Raw genomic sequence first — 23,858 nt, forward strand, 5'->3', positions numbered from 1 at the left:
CAATGGTCGAACACACTCCGCGGGCCCTGCGTTCACCGGGGCCCATGCTCGAATTCCTGCGTGGCCGCGACGTTCTCGTTGCGGGTTGGGGCGTCTCCGGGCGCTCGCTGATCGATCCGCTGCGCGATATCGGCGCGCGCCCGGTCGTCACCGACGCCGGGACCGCCGCGATGACCGAGGCCGCCGAACTGGGGCTGGCCACCGCGGCCACCGAGAGCCTGCTCGAGCCCGGCGGGCTGGACCGCTTCGCGCTGGTGATCACGAGCCCGGGCTGGCGGCCCGATTCGCCGGTGCTCGCCACCGCGGTCGCCGAGGGCGTACCGGTCTGGGGCGATGTCGAGTTCGCCTGGTGGGTCGATCAGGCGCGGCTGTACGGCCCGGTGCGCAAGTGGCTGGTGGTGACCGGCACCAACGGCAAGACCACGACCACCCAGATGACGCACGCGATCCTGCGCGCGGCAGGTATCCCCAGCGTCGCCTGCGGCAATATCGGGCTGCCCATCCTGGATGCGCTGCGGCGCACGCCGGGCCCGCAGGTGCTGGCGGTGGAATTGTCCTCGTTCCAGCTGCATTGGGCGCCCTCGGTGCGGCCGGAGGCCGGCGTGGTGCTGAATGTGGCCGAGGATCACCTGGATTGGCACGGCGGACTGGATGCGTACGCCGCGGCGAAGGCGCGGGCGCTGATGGGCCGGGTCGGTGTCGTGGGCCTGGACGATCCGGTTGCCGCGGCACTGGCCCGCAAGTCGCGCGCGCGGCGCACGGTCGGGTTCCGGGTGGGCGTGCCCGCCGACGGGGAGCTGGGCGTGGTGGACGGCAAGCTGCTCGACCGCGCGTTCACCAAGGCCGCCATCCTGGCCGAGGTGCGCGACATCAGCCCGCCCGGACCGGCCGGGGTCGCCGACGCGCTCGCTGCCGCGGCGCTGACCCGATCCATCGACGTGGCACCGCAATTCGTCAAGGAGGGCCTGCAGGAGCACAAGGTGGGCCCGCATCGCGCGGCGTCGGTGCGGGAGCTGGCGGGCGTGGAGTTCGTCGACGATTCCAAGGCCACCAACCCGCATGCGGCGCGCTCGTCGATCCTGGCGCACGAGCGGGTGGTGTGGCTCGCGGGCGGCCTGCTCAAGGGCGCGCATGTCGAGGATCTGGTCGAGGAGACGGCCGAACGGCTCGTAGCGGCGGTGCTGTTCGGCAAGGATGCCCCGGTCATCGCCGAGGCATTGGCGCGACACGCGCCCGATGTCCCGGTCGTCGAGCTCGGTTCGGGTGACGATGCAGGGATGAGTGCGGAACTCACCTCCGAATTCGACGGTGCGGATGCGGTGATGGCGCGCGCGGTGCGGATCGCTGCCGGCTATGCGAATCGTGGTGACACGGTGCTGCTGGCGCCGGCCGCGGCGTCACTGGACATGTTCGCCGACTACACCCACCGGGGACGAAGTTTCGTCGCGGCGGTGCAGGCGCTCGACGAAGGAGACATCGGGAGCCCGGAGTGAGTGAGGCGGCGGCGTGAGCGAGCTTGCGAGCGAACCGATGACACAGCGACCCTCCGGCACGATGGCGCCGAGCGCTAGCGAGGCGGCATCGTGACGAAAGCGGCGCGCGGGAATTCGGGTACGTGGTTCGGCGCCTGGCTGGCGCGCCCGCTGGCCTCCTTTCATCTCGTCGTCACCATTGCGACGCTGCTGACCGTGCTCGGCCTGGTGATGGTGCTGTCGGCGTCGAGCGTGGAATCCTATGCCGACGACGGCTCGGCGTATTCGCTGTTCATTCAGCAGGCGATATTCGCGGTCCTGGGCACGGTGTTGTTCTATGTGGCGCTGCGCATTCCGCTGCGCCTGCTGCGCAGGCTGTCCTTTCCGATGTTCGCCCTGTCGGTGCTGGCGCTGGTCCTCGTGCTGATTCCGGGAATCGGCTCGGAGGTACAGGGTTCGCGGCGCTGGTTCAGTTTCGGCTTCATACATCTGCAGCCCTCGGAGATCGTCAAGGTGACCCTGATCGTCTGGGGCGCGCACCTGCTGGCCACGCGGCGCGAGGATGTCCGGTCCGCCGGATACAAGGACATTCTGATGCCGCTGGTGCCGGCGGGGCTGCTCTGCTGTCTGCTGATCGTGCTCGAGCCGAACCTGTCGACCACGATCGCGGTGGGCATCATCCTGGTGGCGTTGCTCTGGTTCGGCGGGCTGCCGCTGCGGCTGTTCGTGACGATCGGGGTGTCCGGCGTCGTGGCCGCGCTGGTGCTGGCCCTGACCGCCGGATACCGGTCGGACCGCATGCGCGCGTTCCTGAATCCCGGTGACGATCCACAGGGTATGGGTTATCAGGCGCGCCAGGCCATGTTCTCGCTGGCCGACGGCGGGATCTGGGGCCGCGGGCTGGGCCAGAGCCGGGCCAAGTGGAGCTATCTGCCCAACGCGCACAACGACTTCATCTTCGCGATCATCGGCGAGGAGCTCGGATTCCTCGGCTGTGCCCTGGTGCTGGGGCTGTTCGCATTGTTCGTCTACACCGGGCTGCGCATCGCGGCCCGCTCGGTGGATCCGTTCCTGCGGTTACTCGTGGGCGCCGCGACGACGTGGATCACCGGTCAGGCGCTGATCAATATCGGCTACGTCGTGGGGCTGTTGCCGGTGACCGGCCTGCAGCTGCCGCTGGTGTCCGCGGGCGGCTCGTCGCTGGCGATCACCCTGCTGATGTTCGGCATCATCGCCAATGCGGCCCGGCACGAACCCGAGGCGGTATCGGCCCTGCACGCGGGGCAGGACGGGCGGTTCAGCAGGTTGCTGCGGCTGCCCAGGCCGGAGATGTACACCCCGGCCCGGCCCGGTGCCGCGCGGTCGAGTGCCGGTCGGCGCGCGCCCGCGCGGTCCCTGAGCAGCGGGTCCGGCGGCGGCCGGCGGTCACAGCGCGCACTGCCGACGGGCCGGCGCCGGGTAGATTCGGATTCGGCACGGCGCGAGAGCCGCGGCGCTGCCTCGTGGCGGAGCACGCGGGCCTGGGAGCCCAGCTATCCGACGACACACGCGAGAGAACGGGGTAACTCCAGGTGACAACGTCCGCAGAGCGGCCCAGCGAGAACGAGGCTGGGGGACGGGCGCTCTCGGTGATCGTCGCCGGCGGTGGCACCGCCGGGCACATCGAACCAGCGATGGCGGTCGCGGACGCGCTGCGCCGGCTGGACCCCTCGATCCGGGTCACGGCGCTGGGCACGGGGCGCGGTCTGGAGACGACGCTGGTGCCCGAACGGGGATATCCGCTGGAGCTGATTCCGCCGGTGCCGCTGCCGCGCAAGCCCACCGCCGATCTACTGCGCCTGCCCGGCCGGGTCCGCGCGGCGGTGACGCAGACCCGGGCGGTGATCGACGCCGTGCGGGCCGATGTGATCATCGGGTTCGGCGGATATGTGGCGTTGCCCGCCTACCTGGCGGCCGGGCGCGGCCTGCGCGGGCGCCGGGCCGTGCCGGTGGTGGTGCACGAGGCGAATGTGAAAGCGGGCATCGCGAACAAGGTCGGCGCGCGCCGCGCGGCGCGGGTGCTGGCCGCGGTCGCGAATTCGGGGGTGCGGGCCGCGGGCCGCGCCGACGCCGAGATCGTCGGAATTCCGGTGCGCGCGGCGATCGCGACGCTGGACCGCGCGGGGCTGCGCGCGAGCGCCCGGGAGCATTTCGGACTGCCCGCGGACGGTCCGGTGCTGCTGGTGTTCGGCGGTTCGCAGGGCGCGCGCACGCTCAACGAGGCGGTCTCCGCGGCCGCGCCGCAGCTGCTGGCGGCGGGAATTTCGGTGCTGCACGCGCACGGACCGAAGAACTCGGTCCAGGTGGCCGCCGCCCCGGACGATGTCGCGAAATACGTTGCGGTGCCGCATGTTACAGTGCGGATGGATCAGGCTCTCGAAAATGCGGCGAAATATGTTGCGGTGCCGTATGTGTCGCGGATGGATCTGGCGTATGCCGCGGCGGACGCGGCGGTCTGCCGGGCGGGCGCGATGACGGTGGCCGAGGTGTCGGCGGTCGGGCTCCCAGCGTTCTACGTGCCGCTGCCGCACGGCAACGGCGAGCAGGAGCTCAATGCCCGTCCGATCGTGGCGCTGGGTGGCGGAAAGATCGTGCCCGACGCGGAGTTGACGGCGAAATACGTGATAGACGAGGTGATTCCGCTGCTGACCGATCCGGCGCGGCTGTCCGGTATGTCCGCGGCCGCCGCCGGGGCGGGCCACCGGGACGCCGCCGACGCGGTGGCGCGGATCGTGATGGAGGTGGCGGCGCGATGACCGGCGAGCGAGAGACCGAACTGTCCCCGCTGTTGCAGCGAGTCCACATGGTCGGCATCGGCGGCGCCGGCATGTCCGGCATCGCCCGGATTCTGCTCGCCCGCGGCGGCGCGGTGTCCGGCTCGGACGCCAAGGAGAGCCGCGGCGTGCTCGCGCTGCGCGCCCGCGGCGCCCAGGTCCGCATCGGCCACGACGCCGAGGCGCTGGATCTGCTGCCCGGCGGGCCCAGCGCGGTGGTCACCACCTATGCGGCCATCCCGAAGGACAATCCCGAACTCGTGGAGGCGAAGCGGCGCGGGGTGCCGGTGCTGCTGCGCCCGGCCGTGCTCGCCGAGCTGATGCGCGGGCATCGCACGCTGCTGGTGTCGGGGACGCACGGCAAGACGTCCACCACCTCGATGCTGGTCGTCTCGCTGCAGCACTGCGGCCTGGATCCGTCCTTCGCCGTCGGAGGCGAGCTGAACGAGGCGGGCACCAACGCCCATCACGGCACGGGCGGCTTCTTCGTCGCCGAGGCGGACGAGTCGGACGGTTCTCTGCTGCAATACGATCCCGACGTCGCGGTGGTCACCAACATCGAGTCCGATCACCTGGACTTCTTCGGCACCGATGAGGCCTACGTACAGGTCTTCGACGATTTCGTGGAGCGAATCACGCCGGGCGGACTGCTGGTCGTGTGCCTGGACGATCCGGGTTCGCGGGCCCTGGCCGAGCGGGTCGCGGTCCGGGATCTGGACATTCGCGTCCTGGGCTACGGCTCGGGGGAGCTGGCCGATGCCCCGGTGCCGGTCGGCGCGCGACTGCTGGCCTGGGAGCCGCGCGATGTGGGCGGCATGGCCACGTTCCAGCTCGACGACGAGCCCGCGCCGCGCACGCTGCGGCTGAACGTGCCCGGACGCCACATGGCCCTGAACGCCCTGGCGGCCCTGCTGGCCGCGCGCGACGGCCGGCGGACCGTGCCCGATGCGGCGTCCACGGGGGCCTCCGTGGTGACGCAGGCTGCCGCCTCCGGCCGTGTCGCTCCCGCCGAGGTGGGGGAGATCCTGCAGGGACTGGAGGGTTTCGGCGGGGTGCACCGGAGATTCCAGTTCGTCGGCCGGGAGAACGGGGTGCGCGTGTTCGACGACTACGCCCACCATCCGACCGAGGTGCGCGCGGTGCTCGGCGCCGCGGCCGAGCTGGTCCGGCAGGAGGCCGCCGACGGCGCGCGCTCGCGGCAGGGCCGGGTCATCGTGGTGTTCCAGCCTCATTTGTACAGCCGCACAGCGACATTCGCGGCGGACTTCGGCGCCGCCCTCGATGTCGCGGACGAGGTCGTGGTGCTGGACGTGTACGGCGCGCGTGAGAAGCCACTGCCGGGGGTGAACGGCGCACTGGTGGCCCAGGCGGTCTCCAAACCCGTGCACTATCAACCGGATATGTCGCGGGTGGGCCGGCAGGCCGCGGGCCTGGCCCGTCCGGGTGACGTGGTGATCACCATGGGCGCGGGCGATGTGACGATGCTCGGCGGCCAGATCCTGGACGGCCTGCGGGTGCGCCCGTCCACTGGGCGATGAGGCTCGTGCCCGCGTGGCCGCCCTCGCGCCGAATGCTCGTGTGGGGCTTGTCGGTTGCGGTGGTGGGGATCGCGCTGGCGGCGGTGGCGTGGTTCACGCCGGTGCTCGCGGTGCGCAGCGTGGTCATCGAAGGCCTGAAGACGGTGCCCGAGAAGCAGGTGCGCGACGCGCTGCAGGTGCCCGATGGTGTGTCGATGCTGCGGCTGGACACCGACGCCGTCGCGCGGCGGGTGGCCACCATCCCCAGGGTGCGCGAGGTGCGGGTGCAGCGGGTCTTCCCGTCCACGGTGCGGGTGACGATCACCGAGCGCGCCGCGGCGCTGTACTTCGACAGCCCGCAGGGCACGCACCTGCTCGACGACGAGGGCGTCGAATTCGCCATCGAGCCACCGCCTCCCGGTGTGCCCAAGCTAACCACCGATCATCCGAGCGATAGCGACGCGGTGACCAGGGCCGCGGTGCAGGTGCTGGACGCCACCCCGCCGGGGCTGCGGCCCCAGGTGGGTGGGGTTGTGGCGCGGTCGGTTTCGGACATCGAGCTGGATCTGCGCGACGGCCGCTCCGTGTTGTGGGGCGGCGCGGCCGATTCCGTGCGCAAGGCCGCGGTGGTGCTGCCCGTACTCACACGTCCCGGAAAGGTATACGACGTTTCGAGTCCCGACCTGGTCACGGTAAGGTGAGTGATACCCGTTGTGCCCTTGCAGTTTTCGGCGCGTGTCGCGATACACGCCGAACTGCCGCGGGCACTAGGAACGATTCACCACACCGGGAGTGGCGGTTCGCGATACGATGCGGGGCGGGCTCGGACGAGACGGATCGCACAAGATTCTGGTTCTCGCGTCGGCGCGCCTGCGCGCGGATTGCGGCGGGTACGAATAGCGTTCCGCAGCAGTCGGATACTTGACATAACTCCAACCCTGTGGTTGAGGTTTAGGGTTTCCGGGCGGAAGCCCGGGTTAGCCGGGCCGAAACCACCCGGGGTCGGCGCTCTGCCGAGATTCCGAAAACGACAGGCTTTAGATCGAAGGAAGGCGAGAGCCCATGACGCCCCCGCACAACTACCTTGCAGTGATCAAGGTCGTCGGTATCGGCGGCGGCGGCGTCAACGCCGTCAACCGAATGATCGAACAGGGACTCAAGGGAGTCGAGTTCATCGCCGTCAATACCGACGCGCAGGCGCTGCTGATGAGTGATGCGGACGTCAAGCTCGATGTCGGTCGTGAGCTCACCCGCGGCCTGGGCGCCGGTGCGGATCCGGAGGTGGGCCGCAAGGCCGCCGAGGATCACAAGGACGAGATCGAGGAGGTGCTCAAGGGCGCCGACATGGTCTTCGTCACCGCCGGCGAGGGCGGCGGCACCGGCACCGGCGGCGCGCCCGTGGTAGCGAGCATCGCCCGCAAGCTCGGCGCGCTGACCATCGGCGTGGTGACGCGGCCCTTCTCGTTCGAGGGCAAGCGCCGCAGCAACCAGGCCGAAGCCGGCATCCAGGCGCTGCGCGAATCCTGCGACACGCTCATCGTCATCCCGAACGACCGGCTGCTGCAGTTGGGCGACGCGGCCGTCAGCCTGATGGATGCGTTCCGTTCCGCGGATGAGGTGCTGCTCAACGGTGTTCAGGGCATCACCGACCTGATCACCACCCCCGGCCTGATCAACGTCGACTTCGCCGACGTCAAGAGCGTGATGTCGGGTGCCGGCTCGGCCCTGATGGGCATCGGCTCGGCGCGCGGCGAGGGCCGCTCGGTCAAGGCCGCCGAGTCGGCGATCAACTCGCCGCTGCTGGAGGCCTCGATGGACGGCGCACACGGGGTGCTGCTGTCGATCGCGGGCGGGTCGGATCTGGGTCTGTTCGAGATCAACGAGGCCGCCTCGCTGGTGCAGGAGGCCGCGCACATCGAGGCGAACATCATCTTCGGCACCGTCATCGACGATTCGCTCGGCGATGAGGTTCGCGTCACGGTCATCGCGGCCGGGTTCGACAGCGGCGCTCCGACGCGGCGCCTGGACGCGCCGATCACCCGCTCCACCATCGGCACGGCGCGGGCCGGGGAGGTCGGCCAGAGTCATGCCCGCGAATTCCCCTCGCGTACCGCGGATCCCGCACCTCCGCCCGCGGCGGCGCCGGTATCCCGAGGCCCCGCACCGTCCTACGAGCCGCGCCCGGCCGTGGAGCCTACGGTCGCCCACAACTCCCGCGCGCACATCCAGCCTCCCGACGAGGACTCGGACGACGACGTCGACGTGCCGTCCTTCATGCGGCGCTGAGAAATTCCTGCCGAACACACCCGCTCCCGCGCCAAGGAGCGGGTGTGTTTCGCGTTGGGGGCGTGGGGCGGCGCCGGACGCGCGATTAATCTCGGGGGTATGACTTCGGTGACGGTGCGGACCAGACGGGTGACCACGACGCGGGCGGGCGGGTTCTCCAAGGCCCCGTACGACTCGTTCAATCTCGGTGATCACGTCGGGGACGATCCGGACGCGGTGCGCCGCAACAGGGTGCGGCTGGCCGAGGGGATCGGGCTCGCACCCGACCGGCTGGTCTGGATGGAGCAGGTGCACAGCCGGACCGTGGCTATCGTGGACGGACCGCGGCCGGAGCCCGTGCCGGTCACCGACGCGCTCGTGACGACCGTGCCCGGGCTGGCGCTGGTGGTGCTGACCGCCGATTGTGTGCCGATCTTGCTGTCCGATGACGAGGCCGGGGTGATCGCGGCCGTGCACGCGGGCCGGGTGGGTGCGCGGATCGGAATCGTGCCGCGCGTGCTCGAGGCGATGCAATCGGTCGGCGCCCGTCCCGAACGTATCGGTGCGTTCCTCGGCCCCGCGGCCAGCGGGCGGCAGTACGAGGTCCCGGCGGCGATGCGTGCCGACGTCGAGGCGCACCTGCCCGGCAGCGCCACCACGACGGCCAAGGGCACCCCGGGCCTGGACCTGCGCGCGGGCATCCGGCGGCAGCTCGAGGCGGCGGGCGTGGGCGCCGTCGCGGTCGATCCGCGGTGCACGATCGAGGACCGGACGCTGTTCAGCCACCGCCGCGGCGCGCCGACCGGCCGCATCGCGGGTGTTATCTGGATGGAAACCGCGTGAGTGCGCAGGGGCAGAGCGGCCCGGGAACACGCCCGGGGTGCTTCGTGACGAGTGTCGCAATCCGGGGAGCCGAGTCATGACGAGCGAATCAACCAGTGCCGCTATCGAATCCGGGACGCGCGCCGAGGCGCTGTCGCGGTCGCTGACGGGTCTGCTGGACCGGATCGACGCCGCCTGCCACGCCGCCGGGCGCGATCCGGCACAGGTGCGATTGCTGCCGGTCACGAAGTTTTTTCCGGCCTCGGACGTCGAGATTCTCTACGGTCTGGGGCGGCGTGAATTCGGTGAGTCGCGGGAGCAGGAGGCCGGGGCGAAGGTGGACCAGTTGCGCCGTCTGCCCGGCATCGAATGGCACATGATCGGGCGCTTGCAGCGCAACAAGGCAAAAGCCGTTGCCCGGTGGGCGCATACGGTGCATTCGGTGGACAGTTCGCGCCTGGTAACCGCCCTTGACGCCGGTGCGGAGGCCGCCCTCGAGGCCGGTGCGCGCGTCGCTCCGCTGCGTGTGTTGCTACAGGTCAGCCTCGACCGCGATCCCGGTCGCGGCGGGGTGTTTCCGGACGATTTGCCCGCTTTGGCCGATCAGGTCGCAAACTCGGAAAATCTGCAGCTCGCGGGCCTGATGGCGATCCCTCCGGTGGGTGTCGACCCCGAGCCGGAGTTTGCTCGACTGGCCGCCCTGCATGCCCGATTGTTAATGCAACACCCCGCGGGGACCGAACTCTCCGCAGGCATGTCGGAAGATCTGGAGGCGGCTATTCGACACGGCTCAACGTGTGTGCGTGTCGGTACCGCCTTGATGGGCGCTCGACCGATAACCTCGGGATAGCAAACAAACCTCATCAGTCACATTCGAAACATATGCTTGGGGCTGAGAGGATTGAGCAAGACTTCAACACCCCAGGCCAGCCGGGGCCGTAGGAAGGTCGACCAGATGAGCGAGCGCAGCGAGGTGGCAGCATGAGTACGCTGCACAGGTTCAAGGCTTACTTCGGCATGGTTCCGCTCGAGGAATACGAGGACGACTACGTCGACGACCGCGGCCCGCGGGGTGGAGAGGAGCGCAGCGCCCGGCGCCCGCGCGAATTCGCCGAGCCCCGCTACGAGGCGAGCGGTGCCCGCTCCCGCTTCGACGACGATCGCTACGAGCCGGAGCAGAACTACCCCGAGCCCGCCTATAAGGCTCCCTACCAGCCCGGATACACCGTCTCCAGGCGCAGTGAATTCGGTGACGACGCCTATCCGGAGGATCGCTACGAGCCGCCGCGCCGGCCCACCCGCATCGAGTCGGCCCCCTCGGGGCGCTCGCGTGGTCTCGGCACCGGCCCGTCGATGATCCGCGGCACCACGCACGGTGCACTGGCGGTCGATCCCGAGGTCGAGCGCAGGATGGAAGAGCGTCGGCTGGAGGAGCGGGCCCGGTTCGAGCCCGCCCCGCGCCGCTCGCCGGTCTTCGAGGACGGAGGCCCCTTGTCCAAGATCACCACGCTGCGCCCGCGCACCTTCACCGAGGCCGCGATCATCGGTGAGCGCTTCCGTGACGGCACCCCGGTGATCATGGACCTGGTGGAGATGAGTAACTCCGATGCCCGTCGCCTGGTCGACTTCGCCGCCGGGCTGGCATTCGCGCTGCGTGGCTCGTTCGACAAGGTGGCCACCAAGGTGTTTCTGCTCTCACCGGCCGATGTGGATGTATCGGCCGAGGAGCGCCGCCGCATCGCCGAAACCGGCTTCTACAACCAGAAATAACGCTCTAATCGGACGTTGCGCCGCGGCCGTGCACCCGGCTGGCGCGCGACGCGCGGGGGATGCCGCGCCGTAGTGAACGGCGCGGGGAGTTTGCAGGACACCGAATCTGAGGCAGAGTGGGCGGGTGGCCCTGTTCAGTGTGTTGAACTTCCTGCTGTTCGTCTTCTGGTTGCTGCTCATCGGCCGGATCATCGTCGAGTTCATCCGGAACTTCGCCCGTGAGTGGCGTCCCCGCGGGATCGTCGTCATCCTCCTCGAGGTGGTCTTCACGATCACGGATCCGCCGGTGAAACTGCTGCGACGGCTGATACCCCCGGTGAACTTGGGCGGAATTCGGCTCGATCTGTCGATTATGGTGTTGATATTCATCGTGTTCATCTTGATGTCCGTCACCGGCACGCTCGGGCAGGTGCGCGCGCCGGTGTGACAGAATGGGTCGAGAAGAATAGCTTGCTTGATCTACCGCTAGACCTCCGTACGAAGCGTGAAGGGATCCTTCCATGCCGCTGACCCCAGCCGATGTGCACAACGTCGCGTTCAGCAAACCGCCGATCGGGAAGCGCGGCTACAACGAGGATGAAGTCGACGCGTTCCTCGACCTGGTCGAGCAGGAGCTCTCACGCCTCATCGAGGAGAACGCGGACCTGCGCCAGCGGGTTGCCGAGCTGGATGTCGAGCTGTCCGATGCGAAGGCGGCCCCCCGCCCGGCGCCGCAGGCAGTGAAACAGGCTCCGCCGCAACCGGAACCGCCCAAGCCCGTACCGGTCACGCCCGTGGCGCCGATGCCGATCGCGCAGCCCGCACCGGTCAAGGACACCGGCGTTGCCGATGCGAACCTACAGGCGGCCAAGGTGCTCAGCCTGGCCCAGGAAATGGCCGACCGGCTCACCAGCGATGCCAAGTCCGAGGCCGAGCAGCTCCTCGCGAACGCGCGGGCTAACTCCGAGCGACTGGTCGGCGAGGCGCGCACCCGCTCCGAGGGCATGGTGTCCGAGGCCCGCCAGAAGGCCGAGACCCTGCTGACCGATGCGCAGAACCGTTCGGACACCCAGCTGCGCCAGGCCAAGGAGAAGGCCGATTCGCTGCAGGCCGACGCGGAGCGCAAGCACAGCGAGATCATGGCGACCATCACCCAGCAGCGCAGCGTGCTCGAGAGCCGTATCGAACAGCTCAAGACCTTCGAGCGCGAGTATCGGGTGCGGCTGAAGTCCTACCTGGAGTCGCAGCTCGAGGAGCTGGAGAACCGCGGCTCGGCGGTGCCTGTCGACGGCGGCGACGGATTCGAGGGGGCCGGCAGCAACCACGTCCCTGCCAGCTTCGCCAAGGGCAACTGAGTTCGACTCGACAGCCGCCGCTTCTGTAATCTGGGATTGGCGCAACACGAAGTTGTGCTCGGAAGACCGTCGAGCCCGCAGGCACGCCTAGGGGGTGACCATGCTCGTCCTGACGCTCGTCCTGGCGGCGATCGGATTTGCCCTGCTGGTAGCAGCACTGACCACCGGTTCGGTGGTGTGGGCCTGGGGCTGCATCGTCGTCTGTGTCATAGGCGCGGTGTTGTTGCTGGTGAGCGCGCTGTCGCTGCGCGATTCCGATGACGACACCCAGTCGCGCCCCGGTCGTCACGTCAAACACTGACGCCGTGTCCGCTCCGGCCGTCAGGTGCGCCGGAAATAGTGTTGACCGCACTGGCTACAATCAAACCTGAAGTGCGGCGTTGATCCGGCAATCACCGGGGAGCCTTCGGAAGAACGGCGTCGCGAGCTGCGGCGCTCAGTAGAACCGAACGGGTGAGCCCGTCACAGCTCACAATGAGAGGTCCGGAGCTATCACTGCCCGCCAGCACCGGACAAGCGGGGTGGTACCGCGGTTTCGGCGCACCGGCGCCGGCATCGTCCCCGTGCCCCTGGTTGCGCCGCAGGCGCCCGGCACGAGGAGATACGTCCCGAGATGGCGGACGAGACAACCCCAGGCAACGCACCTAACGACGCCTACCCCCGCGTCGATCTGGGCGCGGGCGGGCAGGTGTCCTTCCCGGATCTGGAACGGCGGGTGCTCGACTACTGGGCCGCCGACGACACCTTCCACGCGAGCATCGAGAACCGCTCCGGCGCACAGGAGTTCGTCTTCTACGACGGCCCGCCGTTCGCCAACGGTTTGCCACACTACGGCCATCTGTTGACCGGGTATGTCAAGGATTTAATCCCTCGATTTCAGACTATGCGGGGGAAGAAGGTCGAGCGGCGATTCGGCTGGGATACCCACGGGCTGCCCGCGGAACTCGAAGCGGAGAAGCAGCTCGGTATCACGGACAAATCACAGATCGAAGAGATGGGCCTGGCGAAATTCAATGCCGCGGTCAAATCCTCGGTGCTGCGCTACACCGGTGAGTGGCGCGATTATGTGACCCGTCAGGCCCGCTGGGTCGATTTCGACAACGACTACAAAACCCTCGACCTGGACTTCATGGAGTCGGTCATGTGGGCATTCAAGTCGCTGTACGACAAGGGCCTCATCTACCAGGGTTTCCGGGTCCTGCCCTACAGCTGGTACGAGCAGACGCCGCTGTCGAACCAGGAGGCCCGGCTCGACGACGCCTACCGGATGCGCCAGGATCCGGCGGTCACCGTCGGCATGGTCCTGCGGGTCCCGGGCGATCATCCGCTGCACGCCCTGAACGGGGTCAGCGCGCTGATCTGGACGACGACGCCGTGGACGCTGCCGTCCAACCTGGCGATCGCGGTACATCCCGACATCACGTATCGGCACATCCGGATCACCGGCGGCGCGCAGGAGGGCAGGGAGTATCTGCTTGCCGCCGAACGGGTGTCGCACTATGCGCGCGAGTTCGGCGAGGAGCCGCAGGTGCTCGGCGAGTACGCGGGTGCCGCGCTGGCCGACCTGCGCTACGAGCCGCCGTTCGACTTCTTTGCCGGACACCCTAACTCGCACCGGGTGCTGACGGCCGACTACGTCACCACCGACTCCGGCACCGGGATCGTGCATCTGGCACCGGCATTCGGTGAGGAGGACATGGACGTGGCCTCCGCCAACGGGATCGAGCTGGTGCAGCCGCTCGATCCGGGCGGCCGGTTCACCTCGATGGTCCCGCCGTATGAGGGCCTGATGGTCTTCGACGCCAACCCGGTCATCATCAAGGATCTCAAGGCCGCCGGAAAGCTGGTGCGGCACGAGACGATCGAGCACTCCTACCCGCACAGCTGGCGTTCGGGCCAGCCGCTGATCTACATGGCGGTGCCGTCTTGGTTCGTGGCCGTCACCAAGTTCCGTGACCGGATGGTGGAGCTCAACAAGCAGATCACCTGGGTCCCCGATCACATCCGGGACGGGCAGTTCGGCAAGTGGCTGGAGAACGCGCGCGACTGGAACATCAGCCGTAATCGCTACTGGGGCTCGCCGATCCCGGTCTGGATCTCCGACGACCCCGAGTACCCGCGCATCGACGTGTACGGCTCGCTCGATGCGCTCGAGCGTGACTTCGGCGTGCGCCCGGCGGATCTGCACCGCCCCGCCATCGACGAGCTGGTGCGCCCGAATCCCGATGACCCGACCGGGAAGTCGATGATGCGCCGCACGCCCGAGGTGCTGGACTGCTGGTTCGATTCGGGCTCGATGCCGTACGCGCAGGTGCACTACCCGTTCGAGAACAAGGAGTGGTTCGAGGGCACCGACACCGAGTCCCCGCACAACCCCGGCGATTTCATCGTCGAGTACAACGGCCAGACCCGCGGCTGGTTCTACAACCTGCACGTGCTCTCGACCGCGCTGTTCGACCGCCCCGCGTTCAAGTCCGTTGTCGCGCACGGCATCGTGCTCGGCGACGACGGGCTCAAGATGTCCAAGTCCAAGGGCAACTACCCGGACGTCAACGAGGTGTTCGACCGCGACGGCTCCGATGCGATGCGCTGGTTCCTGATGGCCTCGCCGGTGCTGCGCGGCGGCAACCTCATCGTCACCGAGCGCGGCATCCGCGAGGGCGTGAGCCATGCGCTGCGGCCGCTGTGGAACGCGTGGACGTTCCTGCAGCTGTACGCCTCGAAACCCGGTACCCCGCGCACCGATTCGCCACATGTGCTGGACCGCTACATCCTGGCCAAGCTGGCGCAGGCGCGCGAGGTGATGACCGATGCGCTCGAGGCGTACGACATCGACACCGCCTGCGAGGAACTGCGCTCGTTCGCGGACGCGCTGACCAATTGGTATGTGCGCCGGTCGCGTTCGCGGTTCTGGGAGGAGGACCGCGATGCGATCGACACCCTGCACACGGTGCTGGAGGTCACCGCGCGCCTGGCGGCGCCGCTGCTGCCGCTGGTCACCGAGGTGATCTGGCGCGGGCTGACCGGCGGGCGCTCGGTGCACCTGACCGACTGGCCGCGGGCCGACGAGCTGCCGCGGGATCCGGAGCTGGTGGCCGCGATGGACGAGGTCCGCACGGTCTGCTCGACGGTGCTGAGCCTGCGCAAGGCGCAGAATCTGCGCGTGCGCCTGCCGCTGTCGGAGGTGACCGTGGCCGCCGCGGACGCCGAGGCCCTGGCGCCCTTCACCGATCTGATCGCCGACGAGGTGAACGTCAAGAAGGTCGACCTGACCGCGGATGTCGCCGCGCACGGCCGCTTCGAGCTGGTCGTGAACGCCCGCGCCGCGGGTCCGCGCCTGGGCAAGCAGGTGCAGACGGTGATCAAGGCGGTCAAGGCCGGGGAATGGTCCGAGAGCCCCGAGGGCGTGGTCACCGCGGCCGGAGTGGAACTCCTGCCCGAGGAGTACACCCAGCGCCTGGTGGCCGCCGAACCCGAATCCACCGCCGCCCTGCCCGGCAATTCCGGTCTGGTGGTGCTGAATTCGCATGTCACCGAGGAGCTCGAGGCCGAGGGCTGGGCCCGCGACCTCATCCGCGACCTGCAGGAGACCCGCAAGTCGCTGGGCCTGGACGTCTCCGACCGGATCACGGTCGTCCTGGATGTGCCCGTCGAGCACAGTGCCTGGGCGCACACCCATCGCGATCTGATCGCGGGCGAAATCCTCGCCACGACACTGACCTTCGGTGACGCGGGCGCGGCGGCGTCCGAGATCGTCGGCGGGGTCAAGGTTTCGATCACCAAGGCCTGACTCGATCGCCAGGGCCGAGCGGTCCGGTGTGCCGGGCGGATTTCCGAGAATCCGTCCGGCACAGCGGGCCCGGTCAGAACAGGGCGACGGCTCCCTTGGGGCCCTCGACCACGGCCGACAACATCTCGCGGATCCCGGGGCGCACCGCGACCGCGGTCCGGGGTGCGTCGTCCGCCTCGGCCACGTCGACCGAGATCGCCCGCAGCCGAGCGGATATCGCGTCGGGATCGGGATGCACCGCGGTCAGCCGCAGCAGGTTGAGCCGCGGCAGCGCGAACGAGGGATGCGGGCTGTCGCCCCAGTCGATGAGGAACGGAACCAGGCCGGTGGGGGATCCGGCGGTGAGCCGCCACCGCAGCGTCTCCCCGCGCGGGGTGGTGCGGGACATCTCCGACGCGTCGCCGGGATCGAATCCCTGTGCGCGGACCGCGGCGATCGCCGCATCGATGTCCTGCACTCGCACGGCCCACGACACCAGCCGGGGTCCGGCCAGCGAATCGACATCGAACGGCCGGGGACTCGGGGGCTCGGGCTGGTCCGGATCCGGGCCGATGATCTCCAGATAACCGCCGTGCCCCAGGCCCAGACCCACGCCGAGGCCCAGCAGAAAGTTCCGGGTTCCGCGCCCGGGGTGCCGACCGCCCTCGACGGGCTCGAGGCCCGTCAGGTGGGCCACCGTCTCGACGGTCTCGGACAGCCGCGGCGTCGCCAGCACCAGATGATCGAGTTCACTCACGCCCTCGAGCCTAGGCCCGAACCTGCGACGGTGGCGGGGTGTCGGCCTGACGGTGTACTGCCAGTTGGATTTCCAGCAGCAGGCGGTCGGGGGCGGAATCCAGATCCAGTCCCATCAGCTGGGTGGCGCGGCGGATGCGGTAGCGCAGGGTGTTGGGGTGGATGCGCAGGTCGGCCGCGGCCGCGCGGACGTCGCCGCGATGGGCCAGGTAGACCTCCAGGCTGGAACATAGGTCCGCGGAATACTTTTCGTCGTACTCGGCGAGCGTGTCCAGGCGCGGGTCGCGCAGCTGCGGGCGATCGCCGATGAGGGTGAGGATTTCGGCAAGGAGCACCGTGGTGCGCGATCGGGCCAGGGTGGTGACGGCCTCGTCGGCGGGCAGTTCGGCGGTGCGGTCCAGGACGCGGTCCACCTCGGCGCGGGCGCGGGCGGCGTCGGCCAGCCCGTCCACCGGGGCGGCGATGGCCGCACGCAGGTTCAGCGCGGACCGCTCGGCGAGCTGCCCGATCACCTGCCGGGTCCACGAGGTGACCCGCTCTGCCGAATGGTGTTCGGGGAACAGCACATAGAGCCGGTCGCCGATCAGCGTCGTCACGCAGTCCTGCCGGAAGGCGCTGGCGTGCAGGCGGAGTGTGACCGCGGCCCGGTGCATTGCCTCGGCGCTCTCGGTGTGCCGGGCGAATCCGACGATCGCCGCGCGACCGTTCACCGCCATTCCGAAGGTGTCGGCGAAGGCTGCGATGTCCAGGTCGCCGCCGTGCTCACCGAGCAGTCGCTGAATCAGTAGCGTGTCGGCGGTCGGCGCATGGCGGGTGCGCCAGATGGCGCGCGCCGCAATGGATGTCGCCCCGCGCAGGACCCGTGGACTGTCCGGCGCCAGCGGCTCGGCGCCCTCCTGTACCCAGATCGTGCCGAGCACCGTGCGCTGACGCATGCCCGGACCACCCGGTTCCCGGATGCCTATGGCAATGCGCCGCCGGGTATCCCACTCCGGCTGGGCCGGAACCTCCACGGCCTCACCGGTATTGCGCAGCCGATCGAAGACCCCCTCGCGCTGGAGCCAGTGCAGGTACCCGGTCGGGCCCTGCCGCCCCAGCACCGACAGGCGTCGCACGGCATCGGCGCTGGCGGTGTTGTCGGCCGAATAGGCCAGCAGCCGGTACTGGTCGTCCTCGATGGTGACCAGCCCCCGGGTCGACTCGGCCACCGACTGCGCCAGCCCGAACAGGTCGGTATCCAGCGGCGGCGCCGCGGTGGTGCTGCGTGTCTCGCCGTGTCCGGTGATCCGCCCGATGAGCGCGTGCACCATCTCCCATCGCGCGTGCGGGTGCACCGCCACCAGCGCCACCCCGGCCTCGGCGGCCGCCGCGCGCAGCCGGTCCGCGCCCTTGGAGAACACCACCCGCGGGCGGTACTGCGACGGGCAGCGCGCCGCCAGCTCCCGCAGCCACCGCTGCGCCTCGGCGTCGCCCACCCCGACCTGCAGGTATACCTCGGGCAGCGGCTGGGTGGGCGGGGACTCCAGGGCCGGATCGTCGACGTCCATGAACGCCACCGACCCGACGAGCACCTCCTCGCCCGCCGGCGCGTCGACCAGCGTGACGACCGCGCTGGTGAGCGCCGACAGCAGCTCCGACAGCGCAATGAAGTGGCTCACACTCTTCATTCAATCGGACGAAAACGTATCGTGCAATTCGTCCGGTCGAACAAGGGGTGAGCACACCGGAGGGTGTTTATTTCTCGCTATGGACGCGATCACCACGGTCCCTGTACCGTCCAACGAACCCGTCAACTCCTATACACCCGGCAGCCCCGAACGCGCCCGGTTGCGTGCGGCCCTGGCCGAGTTGACCTCGCAGCCCACCGAGATCTGCCACGTGATCGATGGCCGCCATCGTCCCGGCACGGGAGCCGCGGTCGATGTGGTGCAGCCACACCAGCACGCGGCCGTGCTCGGCACGCTGCATGTGGCCGAGGCGCAGGAGGCCCGCGACGCGGTGACCGCCGCGACCGAGGCCGCATCCTCCTGGCGCGCACTGCCCTTCGACGATCGCGCCGCGATCTTCCTGCGCGCGGCGGATCTGCTAGCCGGGCCGTGGCGCGAAACCATTGCCGCCGCAACGATGCTGGGCCAATCCAAGACGCCCTATCAGGCCGAGATCGACGCGCCGTGCGAACTGGTCGACTTCTGGCGGTTCAACGTGCACTTCGCCCGCGAGATCCTGGCCGGCCAGCCGCAGTCCTCGCCCGGGGTGTGGAACCGCACCGACTACCGGCCGCTCGAGGGGTTCGTCTACGCGATCACCCCGTTCAACTTCACCGCGATCGCCGGGAATCTGCCCACCGCGCCGGCTCTGATGGGCAACACCGTGGTGTGGAAGCCGTCCCCGACCCAGGCCCTCGCCGCCTATCACACGATGCGGCTGCTCGAGGCTGCCGGGCTGCCGCCGGGCGTGATCAATCTGGTGCACGGCTTCGGGCCCGAGGTGTCCGATGTCGCGCTGACCGATCCGCGGCTCGCGGGCATCCACTTCACCGGTTCCACCCGGACCTTCCAGCATCTGTGGCGCGAGGTCGGCGCCAATATCGACCGGTACCACGGCTATCCGCGACTGGTCGGCGAGACCGGCGGCAAGGACTTCGTGCTCGCGCACCCCTCCGCGGATCCGGATGTGCTGAGCACGGCGCTGATTCGCGGCGCCTTCGAGTTTCAGGGTCAGAAGTGCTCGGCGGCCTCGCGGGCATTCGTGCCGCGCTCGGTGTGGGCGCGGATGGGCGCGGAGCTGATCGACAAGGTCGGCTCGCTGCGGTACGGCGATGTCACCGACTTCACGAATTTCGGTGGCGCCGTGATCGATCGGCGTGCCTTCGACCGCAACGCCGCGGTGCTCGAGCGCGCCAAGTCGACGCCGGGCCTGACCGTCGCCGCGGGCGGCACCTGCGACGACAGCGTGGGCTACTTCGTCGATCCGACCCTGCTGCTGGGCGACGATCCGGGCGACGAGGCGTTCCGGACCGAATACTTCGGCCCGATCCTGTCGGTGCACGTCTACGACGACGCGCGGCCCGGCGCCTTCGAGGACATGCTCGGTGTGGTCGACGCGGGCTCGGCCTACGCGCTGACCGGCGCGATCGTCGCCCAGGACCGGCACGCGGTGGAAAAGGCGAGCCAGGCACTGCGTTTCGCCGCCGGGAACTTCTACGTCAACGACAAGCCCACCGGCGCGGTGGTGGGGCAGCAGCCCTTCGGCGGCGCCCGCGCCTCGGGCACCAACGACAAGGCCGGGTCGCCGCTGAACCTGCTGCGGTGGGCCTCACCGCGCTCGATCAAGGAGACCTTCGTCCCGGCGACGTCGCACGAATATCCGCATCAGGCGAGCGAATCGGAGGCGTAGCGAGATGGGTGTACCAATCATGGCCAATCCTCTGCGGCCCGCCCTGCTGGCCGCCGCGCGCTCCGCGCGCGCCGAACGCAGCATCACCCGGATGCCGGTCACCCGGCGCATCGTCGACCGGTTCGTCGCTGGCGATAGCCGCGACGCCGCCCTGGCCGCCGTGCGGGATCTGGTGCGGCGCAACAGATTCGTGACGATCGACTACCTGGGCGAGGACACCCACGATCCCGCGCAGGCCGAGCGGGTGGCGGGGGAGTACCTGCGTCTGATCGGCGAGCTGGCCCAGCTGCCGCTCGAGGTGGGCGAGCGCGGTCCGCGGCCCCTGGAGGTTTCGGTGAAGCTGTCGGCGCTCGGGCAGGCGCTGCCGGACGACGGCCACGCCGTCGCGCTGCGCAACGCCCGCACGATCGCGGAATCCGCGGCCGCGGCGGGGATCTGGATGACCGTCGATGCCGAGGACCACACCACCACCGAATCGACGCATGCGATCGTGCGCGAGCTGCGGCGCGAGCATCCCGAGACCGTCGGCACCGTGCTGCAGGCCTATCTGCGGCGCACCGAGGCCGACTGTCGTGCCTTCGCCGCCGAGGGCGCACGGATCCGGCTGTGCAAGGGCGCTTACAGCGAGCCCGAATCGGTGGCCTTCCGCCGCAAGCGCGAGGTCGACGAGTCCTATCTGCGGTGCCTTCGAATCCTCATGCGGGGCAGCGGATATCCGATGGTGGCCACGCACGATCCGGCGATGATCGAGGCGGCGGCGCTGCTGGCGACCGCCGTGCCGCGCGGCGGTACGGACTTCGAATTCCAGATGCTGTACGGGATCCGGCCCGCCGAGCAGGAGCGGCTGATCGGGCTGGGCCAGCATCTGCGGGTCTACGTGCCCTTCGGGGACCAGTGGTACGGCTACTTCGTGCGGCGGCTGGCCGAGCGTCCCGCGAACCTGATGTTCTTCCTGCGCGCAGCCGCCCCCGAGCTGTGACGCACGCCACTGTTCCATTAATTAGTGGCATGTACCACCAAACGGTGGCAGATGATGCTATAGTTCTCAGCGAGGCAGTGGTAGGGCCGGATCGCTCCCGATGAGGGGGGAGCGGCCCGGCTACCTCGGAAATTTTCCCCGGCAATGCTGGACGGCCGGGGAAGAGAACCGCTGCTCGGCGGGCGCGATGCCCCTGTAGTGACGCCAACTTGTCGCGTCCGCCGAGCAGCGTGGCAACCGCCTCGTTTCGGTCGAATCCGCCTCCCGTAACATGGCGCGGTTCGATCGATTGTGATGAGGGAGACAGTGACCGACCCAGCGTCCACCGCGGTGACCTCGGAGCAGACGGCGCCGGGTGCGCCGATGTCAGGGCGGGCCATTGCCGTCGCCAGCTTCATCGGCACCGCGATCGAGTTCTACGACAACTCCTATCTAGCGTTTGCTGGTTTGGAGTCACGCCAAGATGGTGAGTTGACCTGCAGAAAGTAGGTTGTCTGCGTTGTCTGGCGTTGGGTAGTGAGTGCTGTTACTGCGTACCGACTGCGTACCCGGCTACCCTTGGCTGATAGCTCCCCGCCCCCCGAAGAGTGAGCATCTGATGAACGAGATCCCGCCGAACGAAGTCGGCCGCAGACTGCGCGAGATCCGGGTCTGGCGCGGCTTAAGCCTCGAGACGGCCGCCGGGCTCGCCGGAATCTCGTACGGCTACCTCGGCCGCCTCGAGCGCGGGGAGCAAGCCCTCACCAATCGCCGCACTCTGGAAGCTATCGCGCACGCGCTGCGCGTCGCCCCCTCGGAGTTCAGCGCGCAACCCTGGGAGAGCACCGGCGGTGTCTCCTCCGACGCATACGCCGGGCTGGTCGCGATCGAGAACGCCCTCGAGATCTGCGAACTCGGTGACGACCCCGGCGGTCCGCTGCGCGAATGGCCGGAAATCCTCACCGACCTAGCGGTAGCCGAAGCCCTGCGCGAAGCCACCGACTACCCAGCCGTCTGTGAACTGGCGCCGAAGCTCCTGATCGAACTGCACGCCGCCTACGTGCGCCGCCCGGACCTTCGTAAGGAAGTCCTGATCGGTCTGATTCGCTGCTACTACCCTCTCGCCACCACGGCGAAGCGGCTCGGCGTGCGCGGCCTGCCGATCATGATGGTGAAGGCCGCCCAAGCCTGCGCCGAGGAGTTGGGTTCGCCGGCATGGATCGGTTTCACGACGTGGCTGCGTGGCACCGTGTCCGGGTCGATGTCCCGTGAACAGCAGTACCAGCGGGCGATAGCCACCTCCGAGCGGATATCGAAGCACCTCGACGACCCCGAGGTGATCGAGGCATACGGCATGATCCACCTGTCTGCCGCTCTGGCTGCTGCGGTCCAGGACGACCGCTCGACCGCCGATACTCACCTTGCCGAGGCTGCCGCGGTAGCTGACCGCATGGACGACGAGATAGGCACATTCGGGCGACTCTGGTTCGGCCGCACCAACGTCGACGTGTGGCGGTCCTCGATCGGCCTCGAGCTGGGCGACGGGATAGCGGCCGTCGAGCGGGCGAACGGCGTACCGATCGACTCGATTCCCTCGAAGTCCCGGCGGGCGAACTACTACGCCGAGGCGGGGTGCGCCCTGCTCGCCGATCCCGCGTACCAGGATCGGGGAATGGGATTGCTAGTCAAGGCCGAATCCCTTGCGCCGCAACAGGTTCGGAGCGATTTCTTCGTGCGTGAGGCTGTGTCGAACCATCTGCGCACCGCCCGCCGGGATGCTGGCGGCCGTGAACTGCGCGGGCTGGCGTGGCGGCTTGGCATCGCCCCCGAACTCCGCCCACAGTCGCACTGATCCTGTCCCAATTTGTCCTCCTGTCCTTTCGGGACAAAAGTGCTGTGCCGCAGGTCATAGCGTCGGTTGTAGCTTCGACGTCGGGGTGAGCGGACAAGATTCGCCCTTGAACTGCCTTGCACCGCCCCCGGCGTTGAAGCCTTCCACTGACCAGGGAGGGCAACGTGAGGGCACAACCAACGGCGTTCGCGTGGATCGACCCGGACAGCGAGACGCCCGCATGGCACCGAGCCCAAGTGCAACGGCTCGCGCGGCATCTGGGATACATGCTGCTCTGGCCAACCGCCAGCCTGATTCCCCTGGTGGATCAAGTCAGGGCATCGGACGTCGACTGTCTAATCACCCCCTCGCCGGAACACCTCTCCCCGCTCGAGTTGAACTCGATCATGGCGGTGTGCCCGGTCGAATCCGCTTCTCCCCGGTTGTCGTTCTCGAAATGGATCGCCGTCGACGCAGGGAGGGCTCAATGAGCGCGCTCACGGCCTGGGTGCTGGTCGGAGTCTGCGCGGCGATCTTCGGCATCGTGGTGACGTTGATGCTGCGCGCCGACCGTGAAGAGGTGCGCGCCGCCCGCGAAGCACCGACCCAGCGACTCCGGCCCGTCGTCGGCTGGCTCCACGAGGCCCCTGCCGAGCCGTTCAACGTGCCGCAGGCACACCGCGTGATGCAACAACACCGCCTCTGCCACCGCGAAGATTGCGGCCGAAAGCGCGCCGCCTACACAACCCTCGTCGAGGCCCGGCGTCTCCGGCCGGATTCAGGGAGGAACTACTGATGGACGTGCTCCCGTGGGCTATCGCGGCCGGGATTGTCGTCGCGGTGCTCGGCTACGGCGCGTTGCGGGCATGGTGGGAGAACCGGAAGTGATGCGCAAGGGGGTGCGCCTGCCGCATCCCCCAGCTTGCCGACGCCGACAATCTCAGCGACCAGCGATTTTGCTGGCGTCGACAAAATGATCCGTGGGTATGCGGCCGGTGCGTACCCGAATTCGGGTAGGGTTACCCGGGTTGGGGTACCCCTTGACCTGCCTACTTCTGCGATCCCCGAAGGTGGGTACGCACTGAGCGCCTACCCACCCCGACGGGCGGGGAGGCGCCAGCGGGCGGTAGGAGGTCGCCCAGCCGTCGCACTCGA

Annotated in this window: 20 protein-coding genes; 18 read left to right on the forward strand and 2 right to left on the reverse strand. The window is 69.0% G+C overall.

Translation table 11 applies throughout. The annotated features are described in order from the left end of the window. The first annotated feature begins 44 nt into the window (after positions 1-44). From murD to ileS, 13 genes are all read left to right on the forward strand, one after another. Positions 45-1,493, forward strand: a complete 1,449-nt coding sequence (gene murD, locus KO481_RS21325) for a UDP-N-acetylmuramoyl-L-alanine--D-glutamate ligase (protein ID WP_215919619.1) — start codon at positions 45-47, stop codon at positions 1,491-1,493. A gap of 90 nt (positions 1,494-1,583) precedes the next feature. After that, positions 1,584-3,047 carry a putative lipid II flippase FtsW gene (gene ftsW / locus KO481_RS21330; RefSeq protein WP_215919090.1) on the forward strand — a complete coding sequence of 488 codons (1,464 nt, stop codon included), beginning with the start codon at positions 1,584-1,586 and terminating at the stop codon, positions 3,045-3,047. 98 nt (positions 3,048-3,145) lie between these two features. Beyond that, positions 3,146-4,267, forward strand: a complete 1,122-nt coding sequence (locus KO481_RS21335; protein WP_245401334.1) for a UDP-N-acetylglucosamine--N-acetylmuramyl-(pentapeptide) pyrophosphoryl-undecaprenol N-acetylglucosamine transferase — start codon at positions 3,146-3,148, stop codon at positions 4,265-4,267. Next, entirely contained in the window at positions 4,264-5,823 is a 1,560-nt protein-coding gene (murC, locus tag KO481_RS21340; RefSeq protein WP_215919092.1) for a UDP-N-acetylmuramate--L-alanine ligase, read from the forward strand. The genes KO481_RS21335 and murC overlap by 4 nt, the downstream gene beginning before the upstream one ends. Further along, complete coding sequence (locus KO481_RS21345) at positions 5,820-6,503, forward strand: cell division protein FtsQ/DivIB (RefSeq protein WP_215919093.1); 684 nt, start codon at positions 5,820-5,822, stop codon at positions 6,501-6,503. The genes murC and KO481_RS21345 overlap by 4 nt, the downstream gene beginning before the upstream one ends. Positions 6,504-6,864: 361 nt before the next feature. Beyond that, the gene (ftsZ, locus tag KO481_RS21350) at positions 6,865-8,088 is read left to right on the forward strand and encodes a cell division protein FtsZ (RefSeq protein ID WP_215919094.1); all 1,224 of its coding nucleotides are present in this window, start codon (positions 6,865-6,867) and stop codon (positions 8,086-8,088) included. Positions 8,089-8,187: 99 nt separating this feature from the next. Further along, positions 8,188-8,910 (forward strand): peptidoglycan editing factor PgeF, encoded by a 723-nt coding sequence (gene pgeF, locus KO481_RS21355; protein ID WP_215919095.1) that lies wholly within the window; start codon positions 8,188-8,190, stop codon positions 8,908-8,910. 76 nt (positions 8,911-8,986) lie between these two features. Next, positions 8,987-9,739 (forward strand): YggS family pyridoxal phosphate-dependent enzyme, encoded by a 753-nt coding sequence (locus KO481_RS21360; RefSeq protein WP_215919097.1) that lies wholly within the window; start codon positions 8,987-8,989, stop codon positions 9,737-9,739. 131 nt (positions 9,740-9,870) lie between these two features. After that, entirely contained in the window at positions 9,871-10,659 is a 789-nt protein-coding gene (locus KO481_RS21365; RefSeq protein ID WP_215919098.1) for a cell division protein SepF, read from the forward strand. A gap of 124 nt (positions 10,660-10,783) precedes the next feature. Next, entirely contained in the window at positions 10,784-11,086 is a 303-nt protein-coding gene (locus tag KO481_RS21370) for a YggT family protein (protein ID WP_215919099.1), read from the forward strand. 73 nt (positions 11,087-11,159) lie between these two features. Then, positions 11,160-11,993 carry a DivIVA-like cell division protein Wag31 gene (wag31, locus tag KO481_RS21375; protein ID WP_215919100.1) on the forward strand — a complete coding sequence of 278 codons (834 nt, stop codon included), beginning with the start codon at positions 11,160-11,162 and terminating at the stop codon, positions 11,991-11,993. A gap of 100 nt (positions 11,994-12,093) precedes the next feature. After that, on the forward strand, positions 12,094-12,294 hold the full coding sequence (locus KO481_RS21380) for a hypothetical protein (protein ID WP_215919101.1): 201 nt from the start codon (positions 12,094-12,096) through the stop codon (positions 12,292-12,294). Positions 12,295-12,606: 312 nt separating this feature from the next. Then, the gene (ileS, locus tag KO481_RS21385; RefSeq protein WP_215919102.1) at positions 12,607-15,783 is read left to right on the forward strand and encodes an isoleucine--tRNA ligase; all 3,177 of its coding nucleotides are present in this window, start codon (positions 12,607-12,609) and stop codon (positions 15,781-15,783) included. A gap of 73 nt (positions 15,784-15,856) precedes the next feature. Here ileS and KO481_RS21390 read toward each other — a convergent pair whose 3' ends face one another. Both KO481_RS21390 and KO481_RS21395 read right to left on the reverse strand, forming a co-directional pair. Next, the gene (locus KO481_RS21390; RefSeq protein ID WP_215919103.1) at positions 15,857-16,519 is read right to left on the reverse strand and encodes a VOC family protein; all 663 of its coding nucleotides are present in this window, start codon (positions 16,517-16,519) and stop codon (positions 15,857-15,859) included. Between the two features lie 10 nt (positions 16,520-16,529). After that, entirely contained in the window at positions 16,530-18,176 is a 1,647-nt protein-coding gene (locus KO481_RS21395; protein ID WP_308166723.1) for a PucR family transcriptional regulator, read from the reverse strand. An 88-nt stretch (positions 18,177-18,264) separates the two neighbouring features. Here KO481_RS21395 and pruA point away from each other — a divergent pair, with 88 nt between their 5' ends. The 5 genes from pruA to KO481_RS21420 all read left to right on the forward strand — a co-directional run bounded on the left by pruA (position 18,265) and on the right by KO481_RS21420 (position 23,499). After that, a complete protein-coding gene (pruA, locus tag KO481_RS21400) occupies positions 18,265-19,914 on the forward strand; it encodes an L-glutamate gamma-semialdehyde dehydrogenase (protein ID WP_215919106.1) in 1,650 nt (549 codons plus the stop codon). A gap of 4 nt (positions 19,915-19,918) precedes the next feature. Then, positions 19,919-20,893 (forward strand): proline dehydrogenase family protein, encoded by a 975-nt coding sequence (locus KO481_RS21405; protein WP_245401280.1) that lies wholly within the window; start codon positions 19,919-19,921, stop codon positions 20,891-20,893. A gap of 330 nt (positions 20,894-21,223) precedes the next feature. Then, positions 21,224-21,382, forward strand: a complete 159-nt coding sequence (locus KO481_RS21410; protein WP_215919108.1) for a hypothetical protein — start codon at positions 21,224-21,226, stop codon at positions 21,380-21,382. Between the two features lie 109 nt (positions 21,383-21,491). Continuing rightward, a complete protein-coding gene (locus KO481_RS21415; protein WP_215919110.1) occupies positions 21,492-22,724 on the forward strand; it encodes a helix-turn-helix domain-containing protein in 1,233 nt (410 codons plus the stop codon). 466 nt (positions 22,725-23,190) lie between these two features. Next, entirely contained in the window at positions 23,191-23,499 is a 309-nt protein-coding gene (locus tag KO481_RS21420; protein ID WP_215919112.1) for a hypothetical protein, read from the forward strand. Positions 23,500-23,858: the final 359 nt, after the last annotated feature.

Origin of the sequence: Nocardia albiluteola (assembly GCF_018860155.1) — a bacterium.
GTDB classification, from domain to species: Bacteria; Actinomycetota; Actinomycetes; order Mycobacteriales; family Mycobacteriaceae; genus Nocardia; species Nocardia albiluteola.